Annotated in this window: 19 protein-coding genes; 4 read left to right on the top strand and 15 right to left on the bottom strand. The window is 61.3% G+C overall.

The features are described from left to right. Positions 1–44: 44 nt before the first annotated feature. The 7 genes from ACHPFG_RS22620 to minC all read right to left on the bottom strand — a co-directional run bounded on the left by ACHPFG_RS22620 (position 45) and on the right by minC (position 6,683). The gene (locus ACHPFG_RS22620; RefSeq protein ID WP_431700477.1) at positions 45–2,210 is read right to left on the bottom strand and encodes a mechanosensitive ion channel family protein; all 2,166 of its coding nucleotides are present in this window, start codon (positions 2,208–2,210) and stop codon (positions 45–47) included. A 52-nt stretch (positions 2,211–2,262) separates the two neighbouring features. Beyond that, the gene (locus tag ACHPFG_RS22615; protein WP_431703546.1) at positions 2,263–2,430 is read right to left on the bottom strand and encodes a hypothetical protein; all 168 of its coding nucleotides are present in this window, start codon (positions 2,428–2,430) and stop codon (positions 2,263–2,265) included. Positions 2,431–2,565: 135 nt separating this feature from the next. Then, entirely contained in the window at positions 2,566–3,855 is a 1,290-nt protein-coding gene (locus ACHPFG_RS22610; protein WP_431700476.1) for a M18 family aminopeptidase, read from the bottom strand. Positions 3,856–3,941: 86 nt separating this feature from the next. After that, entirely contained in the window at positions 3,942–4,577 is a 636-nt protein-coding gene (locus ACHPFG_RS22605) for an RluA family pseudouridine synthase (RefSeq protein WP_027603908.1), read from the bottom strand. A 96-nt stretch (positions 4,578–4,673) separates the two neighbouring features. Then, positions 4,674–4,928: a cell division topological specificity factor MinE gene (gene minE / locus ACHPFG_RS22600; RefSeq protein ID WP_003175252.1), complete on the bottom strand. Its 255-nt coding sequence runs from the start codon at positions 4,926–4,928 to the stop codon at positions 4,674–4,676. Positions 4,929–4,931: 3 nt separating this feature from the next. Further along, positions 4,932–5,744 (bottom strand): septum site-determining protein MinD, encoded by an 813-nt coding sequence (minD, locus tag ACHPFG_RS22595; RefSeq protein WP_092486440.1) that lies wholly within the window; start codon positions 5,742–5,744, stop codon positions 4,932–4,934. Between the two features lie 201 nt (positions 5,745–5,945). Further along, complete coding sequence (minC, locus tag ACHPFG_RS22590; RefSeq protein ID WP_131700405.1) at positions 5,946–6,683, bottom strand: septum site-determining protein MinC; 738 nt, start codon at positions 6,681–6,683, stop codon at positions 5,946–5,948. A gap of 119 nt (positions 6,684–6,802) precedes the next feature. Here minC and ACHPFG_RS22585 point away from each other — a divergent pair, with 119 nt between their 5' ends. After that, positions 6,803–7,738: a lipid A biosynthesis lauroyl acyltransferase gene (locus ACHPFG_RS22585; protein WP_131700356.1), complete on the top strand. Its 936-nt coding sequence runs from the start codon at positions 6,803–6,805 to the stop codon at positions 7,736–7,738. Between the two features lie 30 nt (positions 7,739–7,768). Further along, positions 7,769–8,917 carry a patatin-like phospholipase family protein gene (locus ACHPFG_RS22580; RefSeq protein WP_184743495.1) on the top strand — a complete coding sequence of 383 codons (1,149 nt, stop codon included), beginning with the start codon at positions 7,769–7,771 and terminating at the stop codon, positions 8,915–8,917. 109 nt (positions 8,918–9,026) lie between these two features. Here ACHPFG_RS22580 and ACHPFG_RS22575 read toward each other — a convergent pair whose 3' ends face one another. The 7 genes from ACHPFG_RS22575 to puuE form a co-directional block, all read right to left on the bottom strand. Beyond that, positions 9,027–9,812, bottom strand: coding sequence for an outer membrane protein OmpK (locus tag ACHPFG_RS22575; protein WP_431700475.1), 786 nt, complete (start codon positions 9,810–9,812; stop codon positions 9,027–9,029). A 231-nt stretch (positions 9,813–10,043) separates the two neighbouring features. After that, positions 10,044–11,393, bottom strand: a complete 1,350-nt coding sequence (locus ACHPFG_RS22570; protein ID WP_431700474.1) for a nucleobase:cation symporter-2 family protein — start codon at positions 11,391–11,393, stop codon at positions 10,044–10,046. A 173-nt stretch (positions 11,394–11,566) separates the two neighbouring features. Further along, positions 11,567–12,856: a urate hydroxylase PuuD gene (locus ACHPFG_RS22565; protein ID WP_053129242.1), complete on the bottom strand. Its 1,290-nt coding sequence runs from the start codon at positions 12,854–12,856 to the stop codon at positions 11,567–11,569. Positions 12,857–12,907: 51 nt separating this feature from the next. Continuing rightward, a complete protein-coding gene (locus ACHPFG_RS22560; RefSeq protein WP_027603915.1) occupies positions 12,908–13,411 on the bottom strand; it encodes an ureidoglycolate lyase in 504 nt (167 codons plus the stop codon). 85 nt (positions 13,412–13,496) lie between these two features. After that, positions 13,497–14,492 (bottom strand): allantoicase, encoded by a 996-nt coding sequence (gene alc / locus ACHPFG_RS22555; RefSeq protein ID WP_092486418.1) that lies wholly within the window; start codon positions 14,490–14,492, stop codon positions 13,497–13,499. A 41-nt stretch (positions 14,493–14,533) separates the two neighbouring features. Then, complete coding sequence (uraD, locus tag ACHPFG_RS22550; RefSeq protein WP_431700473.1) at positions 14,534–15,049, bottom strand: 2-oxo-4-hydroxy-4-carboxy-5-ureidoimidazoline decarboxylase; 516 nt, start codon at positions 15,047–15,049, stop codon at positions 14,534–14,536. Continuing rightward, positions 15,046–15,972: an allantoinase PuuE gene (gene puuE, locus ACHPFG_RS22545; RefSeq protein WP_339542770.1), complete on the bottom strand. Its 927-nt coding sequence runs from the start codon at positions 15,970–15,972 to the stop codon at positions 15,046–15,048. The genes uraD and puuE overlap by 4 nt, the downstream gene beginning before the upstream one ends. A 379-nt stretch (positions 15,973–16,351) precedes the next feature. Here puuE and uraH point away from each other — a divergent pair, with 379 nt between their 5' ends. Both uraH and ACHPFG_RS22535 read left to right on the top strand, forming a co-directional pair. Beyond that, positions 16,352–16,705, top strand: a complete 354-nt coding sequence (uraH, locus tag ACHPFG_RS22540) for a hydroxyisourate hydrolase (RefSeq protein ID WP_131700362.1) — start codon at positions 16,352–16,354, stop codon at positions 16,703–16,705. Positions 16,706–16,861: 156 nt separating this feature from the next. Further along, positions 16,862–22,078: a dermonecrotic toxin domain-containing protein gene (locus ACHPFG_RS22535; protein WP_431700472.1), complete on the top strand. Its 5,217-nt coding sequence runs from the start codon at positions 16,862–16,864 to the stop codon at positions 22,076–22,078. Here the strand turns inward: ACHPFG_RS22535 and ACHPFG_RS22530 are convergent. Further along, a complete protein-coding gene (locus tag ACHPFG_RS22530) occupies positions 22,059–22,700 on the bottom strand; it encodes a LysE family translocator (RefSeq protein ID WP_167656436.1) in 642 nt (213 codons plus the stop codon). The two genes, ACHPFG_RS22535 and ACHPFG_RS22530, sit on opposite strands and share 20 nt — an antisense overlap.

Here is a 22,700-nt window from a genome sequence, read left to right as displayed (position 1 = left end):
GCAAGCCCGCTCGCCACAACAAGCTCATCACATTCGTCATGACCTTACGCGTTCTTGCCCTTCTCCAATCCCCCCGCAGCCCCCGTTACCACCTGCACACTCAAGCGCGGCGTGGCCAGGTCCAGCCCGGCTTCATCCAGATGCCGTTTCAGTGACAAGTTGAACGCCCGCGACACTTCCCACTGCTTGATCGGCGCCGTCTTGAACCGCGCGCGCAGGATCGCGCTGCCGGATTCGAAGCTTTCCACGCCCTGGATCTCCAGCGGCGACCAGATGTTGCGGCGTTGCAGCGGGTCGTTGCGCATTTTCTGGCCGACATCGCGCATCAGCTTGATCGCGTCGTCGATTTCCATGTTGTAGGGGATTGCCACCCGGAAGATCGCGTAGCCGAACTCCCGCGAGTAGTTCTTGATGCTCTTGATCTCGCTGAACGGGATGGTGTGCACGATGCCGTCAATGTCGCGCAGGCGCACGGTGCGGATGGTCAGGCCTTCGACGGTGCCGAGGTGGCCGCCGACGTCCACGTAGTCATCAATCGCCAGGGAGTCTTCGATGATGATGAACAGGCCGGTGATCAAGTCGGCCACCAGCGACTGTGCGCCAAAACCGATAGCCAGGCCGATCACACCGGCACCGGCCAGCAGTGGCGTGACGTTCATGCCCATGTTCGCCAGGGCGACGATGGCGGCGATGATAAAAATGGTCACGAACAGGACGTTGCGGATCAACGGCATCATCGTCTGCGCCCGTGCATTGGCCAGGCCTTTGCGCGAGCGGGTCAGGGCGTGATGGATCGCGGTGTCGCTGAGGATCCAGATCAGCCAGGCAAATAGCAGCGTGCCGCCCAGGCCAAACAGCTTGACGCTGATTTCATGGCCATCACCTTCGGTAAAGCGAATCAGCGACAGGCCCCACACCCGCAGCCCCAGTTCGATAAACACCAGCCACACCGCCAGGTGGGCGAGGGTGTAGACGAAGCTTTTCAGGCGCTCGGAGTACAGCGCATGGCGCTTGTGCCCACGTTGCGGCTTGAGCGCATGGCGACGCACCAGGCCGTTGATCACCATGCACAACACCAGCAACACCGTGCACAACAGCGACTGGCGCAGGGCGGTGCTGGTGTCGCCGGCGGAAACGAAGGTGGCGAACAGCGAGATACCCACCAACAGCAAGGCCGGGATGTACCAGAAGGTGCCGATGATCTCGATCGTGTCGCTGAGGGCGCGGCGGGTCAGGCGGCGCGACAGCGGCTGGTTGCGGATCAGGTGGGCGATTGGCCGTCGGAAACGCAGGATAAACACGCCGGTGGACAGTGCGGCCATCACATTGGCGACCGTGGCCGCCGTGTGGGCCAGGTGCTGGCCGAGCGCAGTTACCAAGCGTGGATCACTCAAGGCTTCACCAAAGGCGGCAAAGCTGCCGATCCACCACAGCGGGCGGAACGCCTGGTGGCGCAGGATATACAGGGCGCGGTGGCGGTGCGGGCCGTCGAGCACCGAGAAGGCAATCACACAGATTGCCGAGAAACAGGTGCCGACCACCAAGGCATAAGCCAGCACCATTGCCAGGGATTTGCCCAGGGACGAGGGCAGGGCGTAGCTCAGGTAGACCGTGATCACCAGCGCGATCAGCCAGGGCCCCAGCTTACGCAGGGCGAAGCGCAGCATGTCCCAGGTGCGCGGATGCTGCGGCAACTCCTCGGGCAGGCCGAAGCGCTCGCGTACCCGGTGGCTCAGCCAGATCAACACAGCAGCCAGCAGGCTCCACACGGCGAGGATCATGGCAAAGCCGAAAATGATCGGCAGCCATTCGCTGGCCGGCAGCATCAACGCGCTGAGTTCATCCTTGGCCAGGTCGATTTCATTCGACCAGCGCCCCAGCGGGCTGTCGGCGCCGGAGAACTGCTGCTCCAGGCCCGACAGCGTGCTGCCGATCAGCCCGAGCACGCCTTGTTCGGCGGCGGGCTGGGCTTTCTGGGTGGCGGCCCGCAGCTTCTTCAAGTCGCTCAGCAACTGGGTGCGCTGCTGGTCGTTTTCCAGGGTCTTGATCACCTCGTCCAACGACTGCCCCAGCGGCACTTCGGCGTGAGGTTGGGTCTTGTTGGTGCTGAGCAGCCCGGGCAAGCCCACCGCTTGGGCGGGCGAGAGCGGCAGCAGCGTGAGCAGGGCGATCAGGAAACAGCAGGGCAGGGCAAACAGACGGGAAAGCACGAGGCGGTCAACCTTGAAAACGACGGGTTGAGCGAGTGTACGAGTGCAATCGTCATTCGGCCAGTTTGGCGAGGATCTTGTACACCACGGTGCCCAGGATCAGCAGCATACCGATCCACATGCCGAATACGCCCAGGGGCTTTTCGCGAAAATTGAAGCCGACCGCGAGCATGATCATGCCGATCAGAATAGGGATAAGCATGGCGTGGAAAGAAGACATGGAGATCATGGGGCGACGGCCTTGTCGGAGTGGGAATACTGACAAGTCTAGGTCGGATTACAGAAGGTGGCGTTGATATGTGTCAGGTTGGATTTCCTGTAGGCGCTGGCAAGCCAGCGCCTACAGGAGGTTTGATCAGGGCAGGTCGTGGCTGGCGTAGAACGCGCCCAACACCTTCACCAAATGCGCCAGGTCATGGCTGCCGCACAGTTCACGAATGGAGTGCATGGCAAACGTCGGCAAACCGATGTCCACCGTACGCACACCCAGGTGGCTGGCGGTGATCGGGCCGATGGTCGAGCCGCAGCCCATGTCGCTGCGCACCACAAAGCTCTGCACCGGCACTTCTTCGGCCATGCACAGGTGGCGGAAGAACCCGGCGGTTTCGCTGTTGGTGGCGTAGCGTTGGTTGCTGTTGACCTTGATCACCGGGCCGGCATTGAGCTTGGGGCCGTGGTTGGCGTCGTGCTTGTCGGCGTAGTTCGGGTGTACGCCGTGGGCATTGTCGGCCGACACCAGCAGGGATTTCTGGATGGTGCGTACGAATTCATCACCTTCGGGCAGCAGGCGACGCAGGGTCTGTTCCAGCATCGGGCCATCGGCACCGCAGGCCGAGCAGGAACCGACTTCCTCGTGGTCGTTGCACACCAGCACGCAGGTTTCGTCGCTCTCGCTGGTGAGCAGGGCTTGCAGACCGGCGTAGCACGACAGCAGGTTGTCGAGGCGTGCGCCGGCGATGAAGTCGCCATTGAGGCCGACCACGGCGGCGCCCTGGGTGTCGTAGAAGCTCAACTCGTAGTCGAGTACCACATCGGCGTTGAGCCCATGCTCCCGTGCAAGCTGCTCGGTGAGCACGGCACGGAAGTCCACGCGCTCATCACCGGCAAATTGCGCGAGGATCGGCGGCAACTCGGTCTGGGCATTGATCGCCCAGCCCTGGTTGGCTTCACGGTTCAGGTGAATGGCCAGGTTGGGGATGATGGCGATGGGCAGCTTGAAGTCGATCAGCTGGCTTTCGACCTTGCCGTCACGGCGGAAGGTGACGCGGCCGGCCAGGGACAGGTCGCGGTCGAACCACGGCGCCAGCAGCGCGCCGCCGTAGACTTCCACGCCCAGTTGCCAAAAACCCTGGCGCTGCAGCTCAGGCTGAGGCTTGACCCGCAGGCACGGGCTGTCGGTATGGGCGCCGACCAGGCGAATCCCGCCTTGCAGCGGCGAGTGGCGGCCGAGCTTGAAGGCGATGATCGAGGAGTCGTTGCGGGTCACGTAGTAGCGACCGTTGGCTTCGGTGGCCCAGGTCTCGCGCTCGTCGAGGCGCTGGAAACCGGCCGCTTCCAGGCGCTGGGCCAGGGCGGCTGTGGCATGAAAAGGAGTAGGGGAGGCCTTGAGGAAATCGATCAGGCCTTGATTCAACGCTTCGCGCATAAATAGCTCCAGACAGCAATGCGCGGAGTTTACCGTTCGAGGGCGAGAAGTGCACCGCCCCTCCCACATTTACTGTATTTACAACTTTAGAACGGTGCAGGGCACTCAAAGCGCAAGCGCTCGCCGCTTTGCGGGTGAGTGAAGCTCAGCATGCTCGCATGCAGGCACAGGCGCGGCCACGCAGCCAGGGCCTGTTCGTGGGCATACAAACCATCACCCAGCAACGGATGGCCGATGGATAGCATGTGCACACGCAACTGGTGCGAGCGTCCGGTGATCGGCGTCAGCTCGACGCGGCACCAGTCGCCACAGCGTTCCAGCACTTTCCAGAAGGTCAGCGCGTGCTTGCCGAACTCGTGGTCCACCACATGGCGCGGTTTGGTCGGCGGGTCATAGCGCAAGGGCAGGTCGATGCTGCCGCTGTCCAGTTCCGGCTGGCCCCAGGCCAAAGCGGTGTAGGCTTTTTCGGTTTCGCGGTCGTGAAACTGGCGGGACAGTTCGCGATGGGTATCGGCGTCACGGGCCAGCAGGATGATCCCCGAGGTTTCCCAGTCCAGGCGATGGACGATGCGGGCTTCGGGGTAGCCGTTTTCCTGCAGGCGGGTGATCAGGCAGTCCTTGTTGTCATCGGCGCGGCCAGGCACCGAGAGCAGCAGGGTCGGTTTGTTCACCACCAGGACAGCGTCGTCCTGATGCAGGATATGAATAGTGGACAGCGGCATTAAACAGCCTCGTAACAAACGCCAACGGCGGCTCGACCACCCGGTTCCCGCAAAGGGATCAAGGTGACCGAGCCGCCGTGGCGGCCGCCTGTTCGATCAACGATCAGGCAGGGTGATATTGAGTTCCAGAATCGAGCAGCTGCCGTCGTTTTCAAGGGCGACATGCACGTCATCGTTGCCGATATTGACGTACTTGCGGATCACCTCGACCAGTTCCTTCTGCAAGGCTGGCAGGTAATCCGGGGTGCTGCGTTGGCCGCGTTCGTGCGCCACGATGATCTGTAGACGCTCTTTCGCGACCGACGCGGTGCTTGGCTTTTTGTTGGCGCGAAAGAAGTCGAGAAATTTCATTGTTTAGTTGCCTCCAAAGATACGCTCGAAGAATCCCTTCTTCTTTACATCGAGGAAGCGATGTTCCACGGACTTGCCCAGCAAACGATCGACAGCATCGCTGTACGCCTGGCCGGCGTCGCTCTGGTCGTCGAGAATCACCGGCACGCCCTGGTTGGAAGCCTTCAGGACTGCCTGGGATTCCGGGATCACACCCAGCAGGGTCACGGCGAGGATGTCCTTGACGTCTTCAACACCGAGCATTTCGCCATTGCTGACGCGCTCAGGGTTGTAGCGGGTGAGCAGCAGGTGCTCCTTGATCGGGTCTTCACCTTTCTCGGCGCGCTGGGACTTGCTGGCCAACAGGCCGAGCATGCGGTCCGAGTCACGTACCGAAGACACTTCCGGGTTGGTCACGACGATGGCTTCATCGGCGAAGTACATCGCCAGGTGAGCACCGGTTTCGATACCGGCCGGCGAGTCGCACACTACGTACTCGAAGGTTTCCTTCAGTTCAGCGAGAACCTTGCCTACGCCTTCCTTGGTCAGCGCATCTTTGTCGCGGGTCTGGCTGGCGGCCAGTACATACAGGTTTTCAAGGCGCTTGTCCTTGATCAGGGCCTGTTGCAGGTTGGCTTCACCGTTCACCACGTTGACGAAGTCGTACACCACGCGGCGTTCGCAGCCCATGATCAGGTCGAGGTTCCGCAAACCGACGTCGAAGTCGACGATGACTGTTTTGTGGCCGCGCAGTGCGAGGCCGGTACCGATAGCGGCGCTGGTGGTGGTCTTACCCACACCACCCTTGCCGGATGTAACCACGAGAATCTTGGCCAAGGTGTTTCACCCCTAAGGAAAAAGGACCTTTCAGTCCCTGAAAAACATCTCTTGGAACTCGCTGCAGGCGGACAGCCCTTGTAGGAAAAAGATGTGGTTTCCGTAGGGGAAACGCCAGCTTTCAATCATTCCTACACAAGTATTGCCAGTTTCGCTGTGCTATCAGAGTCTAGAGATGCTTGGAAAATGCGGCAGTATCCGTTAAAGACGGATGATGTTCAACACATCGCCCGACAGGCTGACTTGCACTGCGGCGCCCCACAGCGGATCACGGCGCAAATCTTCTGAAACCTTGTACTGGCCCGCGATGGACACCAGCTCGGCGGTCAATTGCTGGCAAAAAATGCGGGCCTTGGTATCACCCTTGATGCCGGCGAGGGCTCGGCCGCGCATCGGGCCGTATACATGGATGTTGCCATCGGCGAGAAGTTCCGCGCCGGGACTGACCGAGGCGATCACCACCAGGTCGCCGCCCTGGGCGTAAATCTGCTGCCCACCGCGTACGGGTGCGGTGATTATCTTTGTAGGCTTGATCGTCGGTTCCGGTGGTTTTTCCGGTTTTTTCGTCACCTCTCCGACCAAAGGTTCAAGCGGACGCTCACGGGCGCCGGACGGCGGCAGTACTGGCAGTTCAATAGCGATGGCTGCGGCAATGTCTTCGATACGGCTGGCGCGAATCGCCAGGGTCCGCAGGCCATGGGAGCGGCACACGCGCATCAGGCCGGGCAGATCGATAGCGCCTTGGCCGGCCGGCAGTTTGTCCAGGGCCAGTACCAGCGGGGCGTTGTTGAAGAAATTCGGCGCCAGGGCAACCTTGGCGGCGAGTTGGCGGTCCAGGGCGTCGAGGTCGTTGCGGGCCAGTTCCAGCACGGTGATGGCGAGCATGCTGCCTTTCAGCTGGAACACGGGATCTTGGTCTAGCGGTTCGGTTTGGCTCATGGTCGGCAAAAAGCGGCTTGTCACGAAAAGTGTCGAGACTTATAACGAGAACACTCACTGGCCGCAAGCCGAGTCGAACCGTTGTAGAATGCGCGGCCCTGTCTTTCCCGGAATCTGTAATGGATCGCCCGCGTTTTCGAGCTGCATTTTTTCACCCGCGTTTTTGGCTGTTATGGCTGGGACTCGGCCTGCTGTGGCTGGTTACCCAACTGCCGTACCGCGTGCTGCTGACCATTGGTCGCCTGCTGGGTGCGGGTATGTACCGTGTGGCCGGCGAACGCCGCCGCATCGCCGCGCGAAACCTGGAACTGTGTTTCCCGGAAAAATCCGCCAAAGAGCGCAAGCGCCTGCTCAAGGAGAACTTTGCCTCCACCGGCATCGCCTTCTTTGAAATGGCCATGAGCTGGTGGTGGTCGCGCCAGCGCCTGGCGCGCCTGGCCCACGTCGAAGGCCTCGAACACCTCAAGCAGGCCCAACTGGACGGCAAGGGCGTGATCCTCATGGCCCTGCACTTCACCACCCTGGAAATCGGCGCCGCCTTGCTGGGGCAGAAGCACACCATCGATGGCATGTACCGCGAGCACGGTAACCCGCTGTTCGACTATATCCAGCGCCGTGGCCGCGAGCGGCATAACTTCGATTCCCTGGCGGTCGAGCGCGAAGACGTGCGCGGCATGCTCAAGCTGCTGCGTGCCGGTCGCGCCATCTGGTATGCACCGGACCAGGACTACGGCGCCAAGCAAAGTATCTTTGTGCCGCTGTTCGGCATCCAGGCCGCTACCGTGCCTGCTACCAGCAAGTTCGCCAAACTGGGCAAGGCGCTGGTGGTGCCGTTCACCCAGGAGCGCCTGGCGGACGGAAGCGGTTACCGCCTGGTGATCCACCCACCGTTGACCGACTTCCCGGGGGAAAGTGATGAGGTGGACTGCCTGCGGATCAACCAATGGGTCGAAGCCTCGGTGCGCGAGTGCCCCGAGCAATACCTGTGGACCCACCGCCGCTTCAAGAGCCGTCCCCCGGGCGAGCCCAAGCTGTACGAAAAACGCCGTCGCTGATACCGACTTTTTCCCATACGGAGTGACGCAATGCGCCCAGCTGAACCGGTTACAGGCTTGATTCTCTCCGGCGGCGGGGCGCGAGCGGCGTATCAGGTGGGGGTGTTGGCGGCGATTGCCGAGCTGTTGCCGCCGGGAGCAGCCAATCCCTTTCCTGTGATCGTCGGCACCTCGGCCGGCGCGATCAATGCGGTGACCCTGGCCAGCGGCGCCATGGACTTCACCGCCGCTATCGGGCGCCTCACGGCCTTCTGGCAGGGCTTTCGCAGCCACCTGGTGCTGCGCAGTGACTGGCCTGGGGTGATCCGCCAGGCCAGTCGCTTCCTCATCCACAGCCTGCTGGGCATCGGCGCCCAGGTACCGGTGGCGTTGCTCAACAGCTCACCGTTGCGCGACCTGCTGCACGAGCGGTTGAACCTGGACGGCATCGACGAGGCTATCCGCCACAAGCATTTGCACGCCGTGGCGGTGACGGCCTTCGGCTATGAGTCCGGGCAGGCGGTGACCTTCTATCAGGGTGGCGGCACCATCGATGCCTGGCTGCGCCATCGACGTATCGGCGTGCCGACGCAACTGACGGTTGATCACCTGCTGGCCAGTTCGGCGATCCCCTTGCTGTTCGCCCCGGTGAAACTCGACCAGGAATATTTCGGCGACGGCGCGGTGCGCCAATCCGCCCCCATCAGCCCGGCGCTGCACCTGGGGGCGACCCGTGTGCTGGTGGTGGGTGTCAGCGGTAACCCACGGGGCAATGAGCCGGCGGTGCAACGTACCTACACCGGCCAGGAGCCGACCCTGGCACAAATCGGTGGGCATATGCTCAACAGCACGTTCATCGACAGCCTGGAAAGTGATATCGAACTGCTGGAGCGTCTGAACCAGTTCAGTCATCACCAGCCCGCCGACAGCGCGGCCCGTGGCCTGGCACCGGTGGAAGTGCTGGTGATTGCGCCAAGCCAGCCGATCGATGAAATCGCGGCAAGGCATCGGCAGGAATTGCCGGCGGCGTTGCGGTTGTTCCTGCGTGGGCCGGGGGCGACCAAGACGAGCGGGGCGGGGGTGCTGAGTTACTTGCTGTTCGAGGCGGGGTATTGCAGCGAGTTGATTGAGTTGGGCAGGAAAGATGCGCTGGCCAAGCGCGAAGAGATCATGCGGTTTCTGCGCCTGCCGCCTATCTGAATGTGGGAGGGGGCTTGCTCCCGATAGCAGTGTGTCAGTCAACAAATATAGTGACTGACACTTCGCTATCGGGAGCAAGCCCCCTCCCACATTTGTCTTGCATTGGCTTTTAGAAGTGGTACTTGACCAGGAAGCTCGCCGTGTCCTGGTTCGTCTTGAACGCGCCCGAATCCTCGATCCCGTACTTGTTCTTCCAGTAGTCGTATTCAAAACCTACATACAACTGCTTGTCGCCCCAATGCAGCGCCTTGCCCAAGTCGTATTTGACCTGTGGGTTGAAGTGCAGGTTGGCGTGGTAAGTGCCACGGGCGTTCTTGTCGTTGTCCACCACCCAATCCATAAAGCCGTCGATCAGGATGTCGGAGTTGCCCACGGGGAGGGTGTACGCCCATACCGGGGTGATCTGCCACACACCGTCACCCGGGCGATTGCCTTCGGTCTGGCGCTGGTAGAAGTTCAACTGGAAGTAGTCGAAGCCAGGGACGTTCAGGTCAAAGCCAGGGCCGAGCAGGTACGACTCGTTGTCGCCTTCGCCGAACTCATACGTGAAGGCCAGCAACACATCCTTGATCGGGCCGAAGGACAGGTCCTGGTCGAAAATTTTACCGAACGACAGTCGCGGGCTGATCTCACCGTAATACGTGCTTGGGCCGACGTTGCCGTCTTCCTTGCCGTTGTAAAAGATGCGGTCGACGAAGACGAAGTTGTCGCCGTACTTCCAGGCATCGGCATGTTCGAACGTGACGGTTTGCTGGATCTGTGGGTTGACGGTAAAGCTCTTGCCCCACAGATACGTCAGGCTGTTGTTCTGCCACTGCAACAAGTCACCGGCCACGGCCTGGCCGCCGGCCAGCAGGGATCCCGCCAGCATCAGGCCTTTGAACAGAGGTTTCATTCGGTTGCTCCCGAGTTAAAGTTTTATGGTTTTTCTTCTACACAGGCGCTCTGGTGTGGCGCCTTTGGGTGGGTGTAAAAGTGGTCTGAATGGTCAGCTTTATTGCTACAGCAAGACCCGCGCCAAGGCGGTAAACAACCGTCGATTCAAGCGGGCGCGGAGAATACTGGCTCCCACGTCAGGGCTCAAGTGCGCCGTTACAGCGCGCACAGGGCGACAATGGGGCATGCCTCAGGTGTGGGCGGGGTCGACTACGGGGCGCTCAGCGCCGCCGAGAATGTTGAACAGGATATTCAGCGATAGCGCGCTGAGGGTGGCCATGGCAATTCCGCTGTGGGTAATCGGGCTCATCCACAGTGGCAACTGTGCGAAGAACTCCGGGCGCACCACCGGGATCAGGCCCATGCCGATGCTCACCGCCACCAGCAACTGGTTGCGCCGGTCGGCGATATCGGCCTCCTGGAGAATCTTGATACCGGTGGCCGCCACCATGCCGAACATGGCAATCGCCGCACCGCCGAGCACCGCCGGCGGAATCGACGCCACCAGGTACGCGGCCTTGGGCAGCAGGCTGAGCACGATCAGGAAGGCACCGGCCATGATCGTCACCGAGCGGCAACGCACGCCGGTCATTTGCACCAGGCCGATGTTCTGTGCGAAGGAGGAGTGAGTGAAGGTGTTGAAGAAACCGGCGAAGAACGACGCACCGGCATCACACAGCAAGCCACGGCGCAGCATTTTCGGCGTGACGTCCTGGCCGGTGATCTTGCCCAGCGCCAGGAACATCCCGGTGGATTCGACAAAGATGATCACCACCACCAGGCACATCGACAGGATCGGCGCCAACTCGAACTTCGGCATGCCGAAGTGCAGCGGCGTCACCACTTGCACCCAGGGCGCCTGGGCCAGGCCGCTGAGGTCGACCATGCCGATGGCCCCGCACAAGGCGTAACCCAGGCCCATGCCGATCAGCACCGAGATATTCACCCAGAAGCCGCGCATGAAGCGGTTGATCAGCAGAATGGTGGCCAGTACCAGGGCGGCAATCGCCAGGTAAATCGGAGAGCCGAAGGTGGCGGCTGCGCTGCCGCCACCGGCCCAGTTCACGGCCACCGGGAACAGCGACAGGCCGATGGCGGTGATCACGGTGCCGGTCACCAGCGGCGGAAAAAAGCGCACGACCCTGGACATGAACGGCGCGATCAGCATGCCGAAGAACCCGGCGGCGATGGTGGCGCCGAAGATGCCCTGCAAGCCGATACCGGGCATGCCGGCCATGGCGACCATGCTGCCGACGGCGGCGAAACTGGCGCCCATCATCACCGGCATGCGGATGCCCACCGGGCCGATGCCGAACGACTGCACCAGGGTGGCGATGCCGGCTACCAGCAGGTCGGCGTTGATCAGAAATGCGATTTCTTCACGGCTCAGGCCGGCGGCCTGGCCAATGATCAGGGGTACGGCGACGGCGCCGCCGTACATCAGCAAGACGTGTTGCAGGCCTACCAGAATCAGTTGCAAGAGGGGCAGCCGCACCATGGCGGGCGCGGCAGGAATCTGCGGTTCGACTAACTCGGTCATGCAACACCTCGGATCTTTTTATTGTTGTGTTGTGTGGAACGCAATCTCTAAATCACTGCAGTCCCCTGTGGGAGGGGGCTTGCTCCCGATTGCGGTGGTTCAGTCACTGATGTTTTAAATGACACACCGCTATCGGGGGCAAGCCCCTCCCACATTGGAACTATGTGAATCTGTTAGTTGGTACGCGCCCCCTGGTTGATCCAGGTGCCAATCAAATCCCGCTCCTGCTGGGTCATCTGGGTGATGTTGCCCAACGGCATGATCTGGCTGGCCACCGCCTGCGCCTGGATACGTGCCGCCTGTTGCTGGATCTGCGCCGGAGTGTCGAACATCACCCCGGCCGGCGCGGTGCTGAACAGCGGGCTGGTGGGCTTGGCCGAATGGCACACGGCGCAGCGTTCCTGGATCACTCCGTGGACCTTGTCGAAATCAATCGTCGCCTGGGCGGGCGCAGGTGCGGCAGCAGGTTCGGTCGCCGCAGGCGCGGCAGGTTTCAAGCCACCGCCCAATGCGGTTTCCGGCAACGGTTGGTACTCGATGGCCGCAGGTGCCTTGGCGATCGGTTCGGCCGGCTTGGGCCCGGTCACGTACGCCAGGCAAATCATGGCCAGCGCACCCACCGGCAAGGTCCACGCATACTTCTGGCTGTTATGCCGAGTGTTGAAGTAGTGCCGCACCAACACCGCCGCCACCGCAATACCCGCCAGGATCAGCCAGTTGTATTGGCTGCCGTAGGTGCTCGGGAAGTGGTTGCTGATCATGATGAACAGCACCGGCAGGGTGAAGTAGTTGTTGTGCCGTGAACGCAGCAGACCCTTGGCCGGCAGGGCCGGATCGGGTGTGCGGTTCTCGGCGATCGCCGCCACCAACGCGCGCTGCGCCGGCATGATGATGCGGAACACGTTACCGACCATGATGGTGCCGATCACCGCACCCACGTGCAGGTACGCCCCCCGGCCGCTGAACACTTTGCTGAAACCGTACGCGGCGGCAATCAACAGTACGAACAGGATCAAGCCGAGCAGGGCAGGGCGTTTGCCCAGGGCCGAGTCGCAGAGGAAGGAGTAGATGAACCAGCCGGCGAACAGTGAGCCGATGCCCAGCAATACGCCTTCGCTGCCACTGAGGCTGCTGCCGGGAGCGAGCAGGTACAGCGTCGGGTTGAGGTAGAACACCACGCACAGCAGCGCGACGCCCGACATCCAGGTGAAATAGGCCTCCCATTTGAACCAGTGCAGGTTGTCCGGCATGGTCGGCGGGGCCAGTTTGTATTTTTCCAGGTGGTAGATACCGCCACCGTGGATCGCCCACAAGTCACCGGACAGGCCGTCCTTGGGGTTGACACGGTTGAGGTTGTTTTCCAGCCAGACGAAGTAGAACGAAGCGCCGATCCAGGCGACGCCAGTGATCATGTGAACCCAGCGCACGCTGAGGTTCAGCCATTCCAACAGATGTGCTTCCACAGTCTTTACCTCTCGCCTGTCACCCTTGTTGTCGGGTGATCCGGCCTTCTCTTATTGGTGGGGGGCGAGGATCAACCGCTCATCCTCTTTGAAAAAATGCTCATCGCAGTTATTGCCTGTGCCACTGCGATCAACCACCAGGAAGTCATCCCGCTTTTCGATCGTCAGCACCGGGTGGTGCCAGACGCCGCGATGGTAATTAATGCCCTGCCTGCCGTTGGTGACGAAGGCGCGGACCAAGCCTGATACAGGTGCATCGCCAAGTGGCGCGACCACGATCAGAAAGGGGTTGCCGAGCAGCGGAATGAAGGCCTGGCTGCCCAGCGGGTGTCTCTCCAGCATGCACACGGTCAGCGGCATATCCAGCGCGTCGGCGCGGAAGATGCTGATGATCGCGTTGTCTTCAGGCTGTGCGGTTTCTACCGTTGCCAGCTTGTGAAAGCGCATGGTCGACCCGTTGTTGATCATGAAGTGATCGCTGCCGTCGGTTTCGATAACGTCTCCGAAAGGGGCGAAGGCTTCTTTGGTCAAGGGTTCGATCATCAGTGTGCGCATGGCTGTCTCTTATCCGAATTCTGTGTTGTGTCATTCAGTTCCTGTGGCGAGCGGGGCAAGCCCGCTCGCCACAGGGATTCACTGCTTACTTCGAAACTTTACCCAGTACACGCAGGCGGCTCACACCGCCATCCGGGAACACGTTCAAGCGGATGTGGGTAATCGGGCCCAGTGCCTTGATCTGCTCGGCGAAGGTGTGTTCGGCGTGCATCTCGAGTTTCTGCGCCGGCAGCAGTTCGCGCCAGAACAGCGATTGGGTTTCGATCTGGCTGTCGGTGCCGCCCTTCACGAAGGCTCCCTGGATCGAGCAGGTGTCCGGGTAGTTGCCCTTGAAGTGCAGGGTGTCGACGATGATCTTCTCGATTTCGCCGGGGTGGCCCAGGGCGACGATCACCCAGTCATTGCCTGGCGTGCGACGGCGGGCGGTTTCCCAGCCATCACCCATGTTGACGCCACGGCCGGGGTTGAGAATGTTGCTCATGCGCCCGAAGTGCTCGTCGGAACACGCCAGTGCGCGGCCACCGTTCAGTGCTGCCGCCAGGTCGATCTGTTCGTTGTCGCCCACTGCAGACCAGTCGCGGAACGGCACGCCGTACACACGCAGACGGGCCACGCCTCCATCCGGGTAGATGTTGAAACGCAGGTGGCTGAACGCCTGGTCGTTGCTGATCTCGTGGTAGTGGTGGCTGTTGCCTTGCAACTCGACGGCCGACAGGACTTCTACCCATTGGGTGTTGTCGTCAGGCTCGCCCGAGGCCAGGAAGCAGGCTTCCAGGGAGGCCGACGGCGGGTAGTTGCCGGTGAAGAATGAAGTGTCGATGTCCACGCCCTTGATCGAACCCGGTACGCCCAGGCGGATCACTGCGCTGTCGTAGCCTTCGAAGCGCTTGCGGCGTGACTCCCAGCCGTCCATCCACTTGCCGTTGTCATCGAAAACGCCCTCCTTCCACACGGCCGGGGTCGGCTGGAACAGGCGGTTGGCGTCGGCGAACCAGTCATCCGTCACGGAGATGATCTTGGTGCCCAGGCGGGCGTCGGCCAGGTTGACGAACTTCTCGAAAGGTACGGCGTAAGCTTTCATTCTTCTTGTCTGCCTTAAATAGAGTGGCTGGGGATGGTCGTTTAGAGGGTCAGTAAACGGAACAACGCGATCTTGTTGATCTCGGCCAGTGCGCAGTTGAACTCAGCGTCTACCGAGTTGTGAATGCGCGTTTCGAATGCGGCCAGGATCTGATGCCGGTTGCTGCCTTTTACCGCCATGATGAAGGGAAACTTGAACTTGGCCTTATAGGCATCGTTCAGCTCGGTGAAGCGTGAGAACTCTTCGGCCGTGCAGTGGTGAATCCCCGCGCCAGCTTGCTCATCGGTGCTGGCTTGGGTGAGTTGGCCCTGGACGGCAGCTTTGCCGGCCAGGTCCGGGTGAGCGTTGATCAACGCCAACTGACTGGCGTGATCCGCGCTCAACAGGATGTCGCTCATGCGCTGGTGCAGGGTTTCGATCTGGTCGATCGAGTCGTCCTGGCCCAGGTCGAAGGCCTTTTCGGCCACCCACGGCGAATGTTCGTAGATGTCGGCGAAGGCGTTGACGAAGGCGTCGCGGCTCAAGGTCGAGGGTTTCAGGGTCTGGAAGGTGCTCATTTGGCCGCTCCCTGAAAAGGGTGTACGTCATGCCAGTGGCGGGCGATGTCGACGCGGCGGGTGAACCACACCTGGTCGTGGCCTTTGGCGTATTCGATAAAGCGCTTCAACGCGGCCAGGCGCGCCGGACGGCCGATCAGGCGGCAGTGCAGGCCGATGGACAACATTTTCGGTGCCTCGCTGCCTTCGGCATACAGCACGTCGAAAGCGTCCTTGAGGTACTCGAAAAAGTCATCGCCCTTGTTGAAGCCCTGCACCTGGGTGAAGCGCATATCGTTGGTGTCCAGGGTGTAGGGGATCACCAGGTGCGGCTTGCCGTTGGGGGTGTTGGGTTCCCAGTAGGGCAGGTCGTCGTCGTAGGTGTCGCAGTCGTAGAGGAAGCCGCCTTCCTCCATCACCAGCCGCCGCGTGTTGGGGCCGGTGCGCCCGGTGTACCAGCCCAACGGGCGTTCGCCGGTCAGTTCGGTGAGGATACGGATGGCTTCGAGCATGTGCTCGCGCTCCTGGGCCTCGTCCATGTATTGGTAGTCGATCCAACGGTAGCCGTGGCTGCAGATCTCGTGGCCGGCTTCGACCATGGCGCGGATCACATCCGGATGGCGCTGGGCCGCCATGGCCACGGCGAAGATGGTCAGCGGAATGTCGAATTCCTTGAACAACTTGAGGATGCGCCACACGCCGGCACGGCTGCCGTATTCGTACAGCGACTCCATGCTCATGTTGCGCTCGCCTTGCAGCGGCTGGGCCGAGACCATTTCCGAAAGGAAGGCTTCGGACTCTTTGTCGCCATGCAAAATGTTGCGTTCGCCGCCTTCTTCGTAGTTGAGTACGAAAGACAGCGCAATGCGTGCGTTGCCCGGCCAGTGGGGGTGAGGAGGGTTACTGCCGTAACCGATCAGGTCGCGTGGGTAGTCAGCGCTCACTGCAGTCTTCCTTCTTGTTCGTGGTAGCAAGTGTGTGGCGGCCAGCGGAAAGACTGGGTGGCGTCACAGCGATGGGCTGATTGTATACAACTTAATGCTCACTTTGTAAGCCTGCATTTCCGCATTTTTTCCAGGTGCTTGGCTCAATTTAGTACTGCAAGAAACTTGCCCAGTTGGTCAGCAAACGGACAAAAGGTCTTTATAAAGCAAGGCTTGCTGGGAAATCGCGTAGAGGATCGAGCCGCCGTAGGGTGTGCAAAACTTTGTGATTTTTATTGTGTACAATTTTTGTTAAAAGTGTCTTAATCGATGCATCAACGGCTTTTCATGCCCCGTATAGGTGCAGCCTATTTCACTTCATGCAAGGGAGCCCCGCCCCATGGGACGACTGACCACACACGTGCTGGACGCAGCCCACGGCTGCCCCGGCAGCGCCATCCAGGTTGAGCTGTACCGCGTCGAAGGCGCGCAGTTGGAGCTTGTGAGTACCGCCGTGACCAACAGCGACGGGCGCTGTGACGCGCCGCTGTTGCAAGGCGAAGCGTACCGCAGTGGCGTGTACCAACTGCAATTCAGCGCCGGTGACTACTATCGCGCCCGTGGCGTGCAATTGCCGGAGCCGGCCTTCCTCGACGTCGTGGTGCTGCGCTTTGGCATCAGCGCCGAGCAGGATCACTACCACGTGCCCCTGCTGATTTCGCCTTACAGCTACTCCACCTATCGCGGTAGCTGAGTCGTCACCTCGCTTCACACCCCCAAAGCTCTTCGTTGGTTTTTCGCCCGCCCACACTGCGGGCTTTTTTTTGCATGTCAGAGCGTTCAATTATCTAGCGCCTCCTGGGGGGATGGGCTGCATAGGCTAGGTGTTTTCCACGATGAAGATACCGCCGTGACCTCACCTGACGATTCCGATGTACCTGACAACGATGCGTTGCAGGCCATGCGTACCGAACTGACACGGCGGATCAACGCCAGTCCTCATCCCAGCCTCTTGATCAATCGGCTCGTCGCCGTCGACCTGCGTTGTGCCGAATCGGCGAAATGCCAGGCGCGACTGATCCTTAGAGCCCCCAGGGTGCTGCGAGTAATCCGCGCCGAGTTGCGCCAGGCCTTTGATCTGGACCCCGATACCCTGCTGTTTACCGAACCCAAGCCGCCGGCCGCGGCACAAAAGATCGACAGTTTGACCGACCGGGCGTTACGGCTGCTGGTCTTGCCGTCGGTGCCGATCAACCTCAATCAGTTTACGGTCGTCAGCCTCAAGGCCGACCCGTCCCGCCGTTTGCCGTTTACCCCCCTGGAGGCGTTGCGGCGGGTCATTGCGTTGAATCTGCTGGCACGGCTTACCCAGGTGCAGGGCGCGTATTGGCAGGCATTGGAGCCGGGTTCCTGGCTGACCCGCAAAGAGCGCTGGGTTGAACTGCACAAGCAGCTGTTCGCCGACCAGGCCTTTGTGGCGCGGCAATTGAACGAGCTCTCGAGCGCCGGGGCACTAATGGTCCAGGCGGTGGTGGACGCGCCGACGGTCGAGGCCCGCCAGCGCGCGGGCGGGCCGTTGGCCAGCGTCCAGGCGTGTGAGCTGATGTGGCCCGGCATGGGGCCACGGCTGATGCCGATTCCCGGAGCGCTGCATATTTATCGTGAGGGCGACCCGACGGAGGCGCCCCATGTGATGTATCTACCGGGCGCAAATCGCACGTTCTACGAGTACCCATCCTTTGCTCGCATGCAGTGTGGCCTGGTGGCGCTGATCAATGGCGCGCTGTTCGACCATCTCTGGCAGTGCCTGCCACTGCGGCGTCGGCACGAGGTGTGCCGGCCCGCCGCTGTCCTCGCGGCTGCTCGCGGCTTGGCGTTGCGCGGCGATGCATTGACGTTCAGCGCGCAGGCGGTGCTGGAGGGGCAATGGGAAAATGAGTTGGCCTGTGCGGTGTCGGTCAACCTCGCGCAGGTGTTTTCCAGCGGGCACCTGCCACCGACGATCAACGCAGCCCCTTTCCTCACCTACATAGAACGCGGCAGGCAATACTGGGTGGGCAAGGCTCGCCTGGGAAATATTCGCCGTGAGTTGCAGGGCTGGGATGCGCATCGGCGACGTGAGGAAATCATTTTCGCCAGTACCGCACCCACGCTGGCGGTGAACACCGTGCTGCAACAGCTCAAGCGTTATGAACAAGGCCTGATGTCGCTGCTCGACCCGCAGGATCCCTTGGAAGACACGCAGGCCTTTCGAGACTTCGTGGCGCTTGAGGCGCAGTGCAAGGGGCCGGCGGACTCACTGCGCGCGCTGCTCAAGAATGCGCAGTTGCAACTGTTCCAGGCGGCCTTCTGGAAAGCGCGTCCCGACGGAAAACAGAGACGCCTGGGCACGGTTATCCGCGCGTGGACTGACACGCTGCGTTGCGCGATCCAGTTACAGCACCGACTCGGGTTGATTGGCATCGACGCTCTGAATCTGCTCGTCGAGGTGCTGGACAAGCCGCTGGCCAGCAGGCGCCAGGGCAGTGACTGCCGCGTGCTTGGCGTGCGGCTGGGCAATGGGACTGACGCCACGTACCCGCTGCACAGCGTGTTTGCGGTCACCCTGGCAACGGCGGTCCGTGATCACGGGCAGCGGGCTCCTGTGGTGCTCTGCGCGTTCGGACGGGAGGGCGGCGTGGCCACCTTTAGCCGCTTGGCGGCGTTATCCCGCAGCATCAAGGCCAGTCTCGGCAGTCGGGATGAGTCGATGTTATGGCGCTATGTCGATCGGCCGGATCGCAACGCGGTACGTGAGTATGTCGGCCGTCAAACCTTGGTGGTGGGGTACGAACCCATCGAGGGCAATCCCGTACTGCTTGCGCTCAAAAGGCTGGTCAAGGCCTATGTCAGCCTGCAACGCAGTATCAATGACCGCGCGAGTATTTTCAGTGAAACCCAGGATGCCCAACTGAGCCGCCTGTTGTTGGCGGTCGAGTTGGAGGAGGGCCTCAGCGCACCCGTCAACGCTGCGCTGATTCAAGCACGGGCGCATTTCGACCTGGTACGTAAAGCCGCAGGTGCGAGAAAAAAGTTGCCGCTGTGGCTGGCCAAGGCGGCAGTGGCCCAACGTAACCGCTTCAAACATTTGCAGAGCCGCTACCTGGGCAATACGTGGGCTTTTGAAGAGGGCCTTAGGCGGCGTTTGCCTGATCTGCAAACCTTTGCCCGCAGTGCCTTGGTCGCCCGCCTGCGCGAGGATGGCCTGTATCCGAAACTGGACATCGACACCCCCTTTATCGAGCTGCCGGACCAGGTCGATGGACGGTTCTGCGGATGGGATAGCGCCTGTCCGGTGGGGGACCGCAACGAGATCCTGACCCCCAGCACGCAGCGCAGATCCTTCAGCCTGCTGCAATTGGTGCTGCATAACCTGGACCCACAAATGATGCCCACCTGGTGGCGTTTCCGCTACGGGCGCTATCTGCAGGCGGCCTGGAAACAGCTGCTGGGCACACATTATCTGGTCAACATGGTGTCGTCGCTGGATGTAGGAGGCCGCTACGAGGCGTTGATCAACAAGGTCTTTTATCCGCCGCCTGCTGGTGAGTCCAGTGACGGTGACGCGCGTGTCCCGCAATTGCTCCAGCGCGCTTTGCTGACCGGCACCGATGTTCATCTGTATTCGGCGATTCAACAGGGGCTGACAGCGAATGCGCAGAGCCTTTTCAATACCGCGATGGCGGCGGAAACTCCCGAACACCTGCGTAAAAACGGCCATCAATTGCAACTCTACGTGGTTCATCTGGTGGGCCACACCCTGCAGCACGATCGCTACATCGGCGGAATCCTGGTGATCCACGACCTGTCTTCCCTGCTCTGCGTGGTCTACTGGCCGACTGCGCCGGATACCGTCAACCTCACGGAGCATGTCAGCCTGCAGCACGCCAGGGAGTACCTGAACAGCATGGGCGCGCGGCCTGATAATGTTGCGGCACTGGCCCGTCATGTCGCGCCCGGCTGGGCGTTTGAAGCCATTACTCATCATCCCGGCCCACTGGGCGGGGCGCCGGTATCGTTCGGCCTGGCCTTTCTAAGCCCTGAATATGCGATGTCGCACGGGGTCTGGCGCGGCGCCGAGTTCGTGCGCTCATTCACCATTAAACATCGGTTGCCCACTGCGCTTGTCGAGGAGATCGAAAAACAGATCCATGAGCAGATTGCCAGCGATTCCCTGAACTGGCTGGCCCTGGTGCCTACCTCACACTGCGATGCCAGGGCCTTGTTGTATCACGCACGGGTACTGGACCTGCACCATCAGGCCCAGGCCAACAGCAATTCCGGCAAGACCCTGGAAAAGTACCGAGAGCTGCGGCTGGAAGAGGAAAAGGATACCCGCCGGCGCGCATTGGTATCTGTTTTTTCCCCCCTGTTCGGGTTGGTTAACCAGTTGTATGAGTTGCTACTGACCTCGCGGCGTTATCACCACAGTGGTGAGGGGCGCGACGCGGTAGATGTGGTTTTCGGCACGCTGTTCTTGAGCATAGAGCTTTTGCTGACCTTCGTTCCCGGCCCCAAACCGAAGCCGGGCGCTGTGGTTCGTCCATGGCGGCGTTCGCTCGATGTCGGCTTGAATCGTATCCACCGCTCGGCGGCCATCCAGCCCGGCCGGGTTTCCCGCCTGCCCAAGTCGCCATCGATGGTAACCCGGCTCAAGACCGTGGAGGGCTTCAGGGGCCAGGGTGTGCCAGCGGACGCCGTCGCGTTGAGCGGGCTGGGCGAGCAGGGCATTTACGTTGCGCGCGGCGAGCATTTCATTGTCGAAGGTACGCATCACTTCCCCGTATACCGCCGTGGCGATGAGGGGTTCTTTCGCCTGAAGAACAAGACGACACCTGGGGCGGATGAGTTGATTCTGACGATTTATTCCCCCGGTGAATGGCTGCTTGGGGCAGATGCACCCGTGGCCGGACCGAGTTCGGGGGTACTGAGCCCGTTGCGAGCGCTCGCCCAGCCGGCTGACTGGCACCCCCCCATTGCGCGCAATGCGACGGAAAATCGCATTCGCCAGTCATCCGCGCCGGCCAATTATTGGTCCGACTGGCGAATCCGGGTGCCCGAGAATCAATCATTGGGTAGCTCGGCTTCCGGTGTGTTTCATCTTCATCAGGAAGCTCCAGGGTTTCCCTACGATGCCATCTACGTGGGGCCGAGGTATGACACGCCAACGCACTCGGGAATCGGCTATTACCGGTTGCTGCACCAAGGCGAGCATGCGCCATTGGACAACATCGCGTTTATCGCCAGGAACGAACCGCTGGTTTCAAAGGCTCACGTAGACATCGAGCGTTGGACAGGTACAGCGCTTCGTGAGCAGCCGATTCCGGTCTCGCGCACTTCATCGGGTCAATGGCAGTTGCATGCGCCGCTCTTCGATGGGCCGCTCGAGCCACTGATCGGCAGGGCTTTTCCGACCATGACCAGCAAGAGCCGGGAGTTTGCGCTCGCAAGGGTCATTGAGTTGGCAGACGCTTCTCGCTCGGTAACGGCCAGTCATTTGCTTAACCTGCGTGCAACGCTGGACGACTGGTTGACCCCAAACCCCGTGAGACTTGGCCAGACGGATGATTTACTGAAGTTGTTGCGGCCCACTGAAAGGAGGGGCGCCAATTTACTTATCGGTTACGAAGGCAAGGCGCCCGGCTTTACCCGTGTCGATTTCAGGCCGGATGCAACGTTGGAGCCGAGGCTCAGAACCGAGAGCAAGCAATTCGCGCCGCAGCGCAGTACCGCGCAGCAAGCGGCAGTCAAGGCCGTGCTGGAAGGGCAGGGCTTCAGTCTTCACGAATGGCAGGTGCGGCGCGGAACGATACGTCCGAATGAATTGATAGCGACTCATCCCCGTTCGAACCATCTGTACTACATGACGTACCAATGGCTTGAGCGAGGGGCCATTCAGTTGAAAACGAAACTCTCGGATAAGTGGCTCAACACGGCAATCCAATCCCATAAGGATTCCGTGCTGGCCGCGACGGTCCAGGGGGCTCTGGATGAACAACGCCTGGTCCGGATCGTCACCGGCGTTCAATGGCCCAGCCTGGGGAACGTGCTGCCCACGGTTTACTTTGTCAAAGTGAGCCCGCTCTGACTTTGATCAGCGAGGCGACGCCGGCACAGCCGAACAGGGCGGCACTGACACGGTTGAACCAGCTCTGGCCCGAACCGCTGCGCAGGTACCGCGCAGCCCCATGGGCGCCCAGGCCATAGGCCAGCTTGCACAGCAGGTCGAGCAGGGTCCAGGTGGCGATCATGATCAGCAATTGCGGCAGGAAGGGTTGCTGGCTACTGAGGAATTGCGGCAGGAAGGCGGCGAAAAACAGGATGTCCTTGGGATTGCTGGCCCCCAGTACAAAGGCGCGACCGAACAGCGCGCGAAAACGCGGCACCGGGGCCGCTTCCGGAACCTTCGCGCCCTGGGACGGCAGGCGCGATTGCTGCCAGCTCTGCCAGGCGAGGTAGAACAGGTACAGCGCACCGACAATCTTCAACGCGCTGAAGAGTTGTTCCGAAGCGAGCAGCAATGCGCCCAGGCCCAGGGCCGACGCGCTCAGCAGGCAGATCGAGGCGATCACTCCGCCGAGAAACGCCGGGTACGAGCGGCGCAGGCCGTAGTTCAGGCTGTTGCTGATCATCAGCAACGACAGCGGCCCCGGGATCAGGATCACCACCAGCGCAGCGCCGCTGAACAGCAGCCAGGTTTCCAGACTCAT

This window comes from Pseudomonas sp. BR20 (assembly GCF_050780135.1).
Lineage (GTDB): Bacteria > Pseudomonadota > Gammaproteobacteria > Pseudomonadales > Pseudomonadaceae > Aquipseudomonas.
Note: the sequence above shows the minus strand (reverse complement) of the source record. Positions and strands in the feature narration are given on the sequence as shown.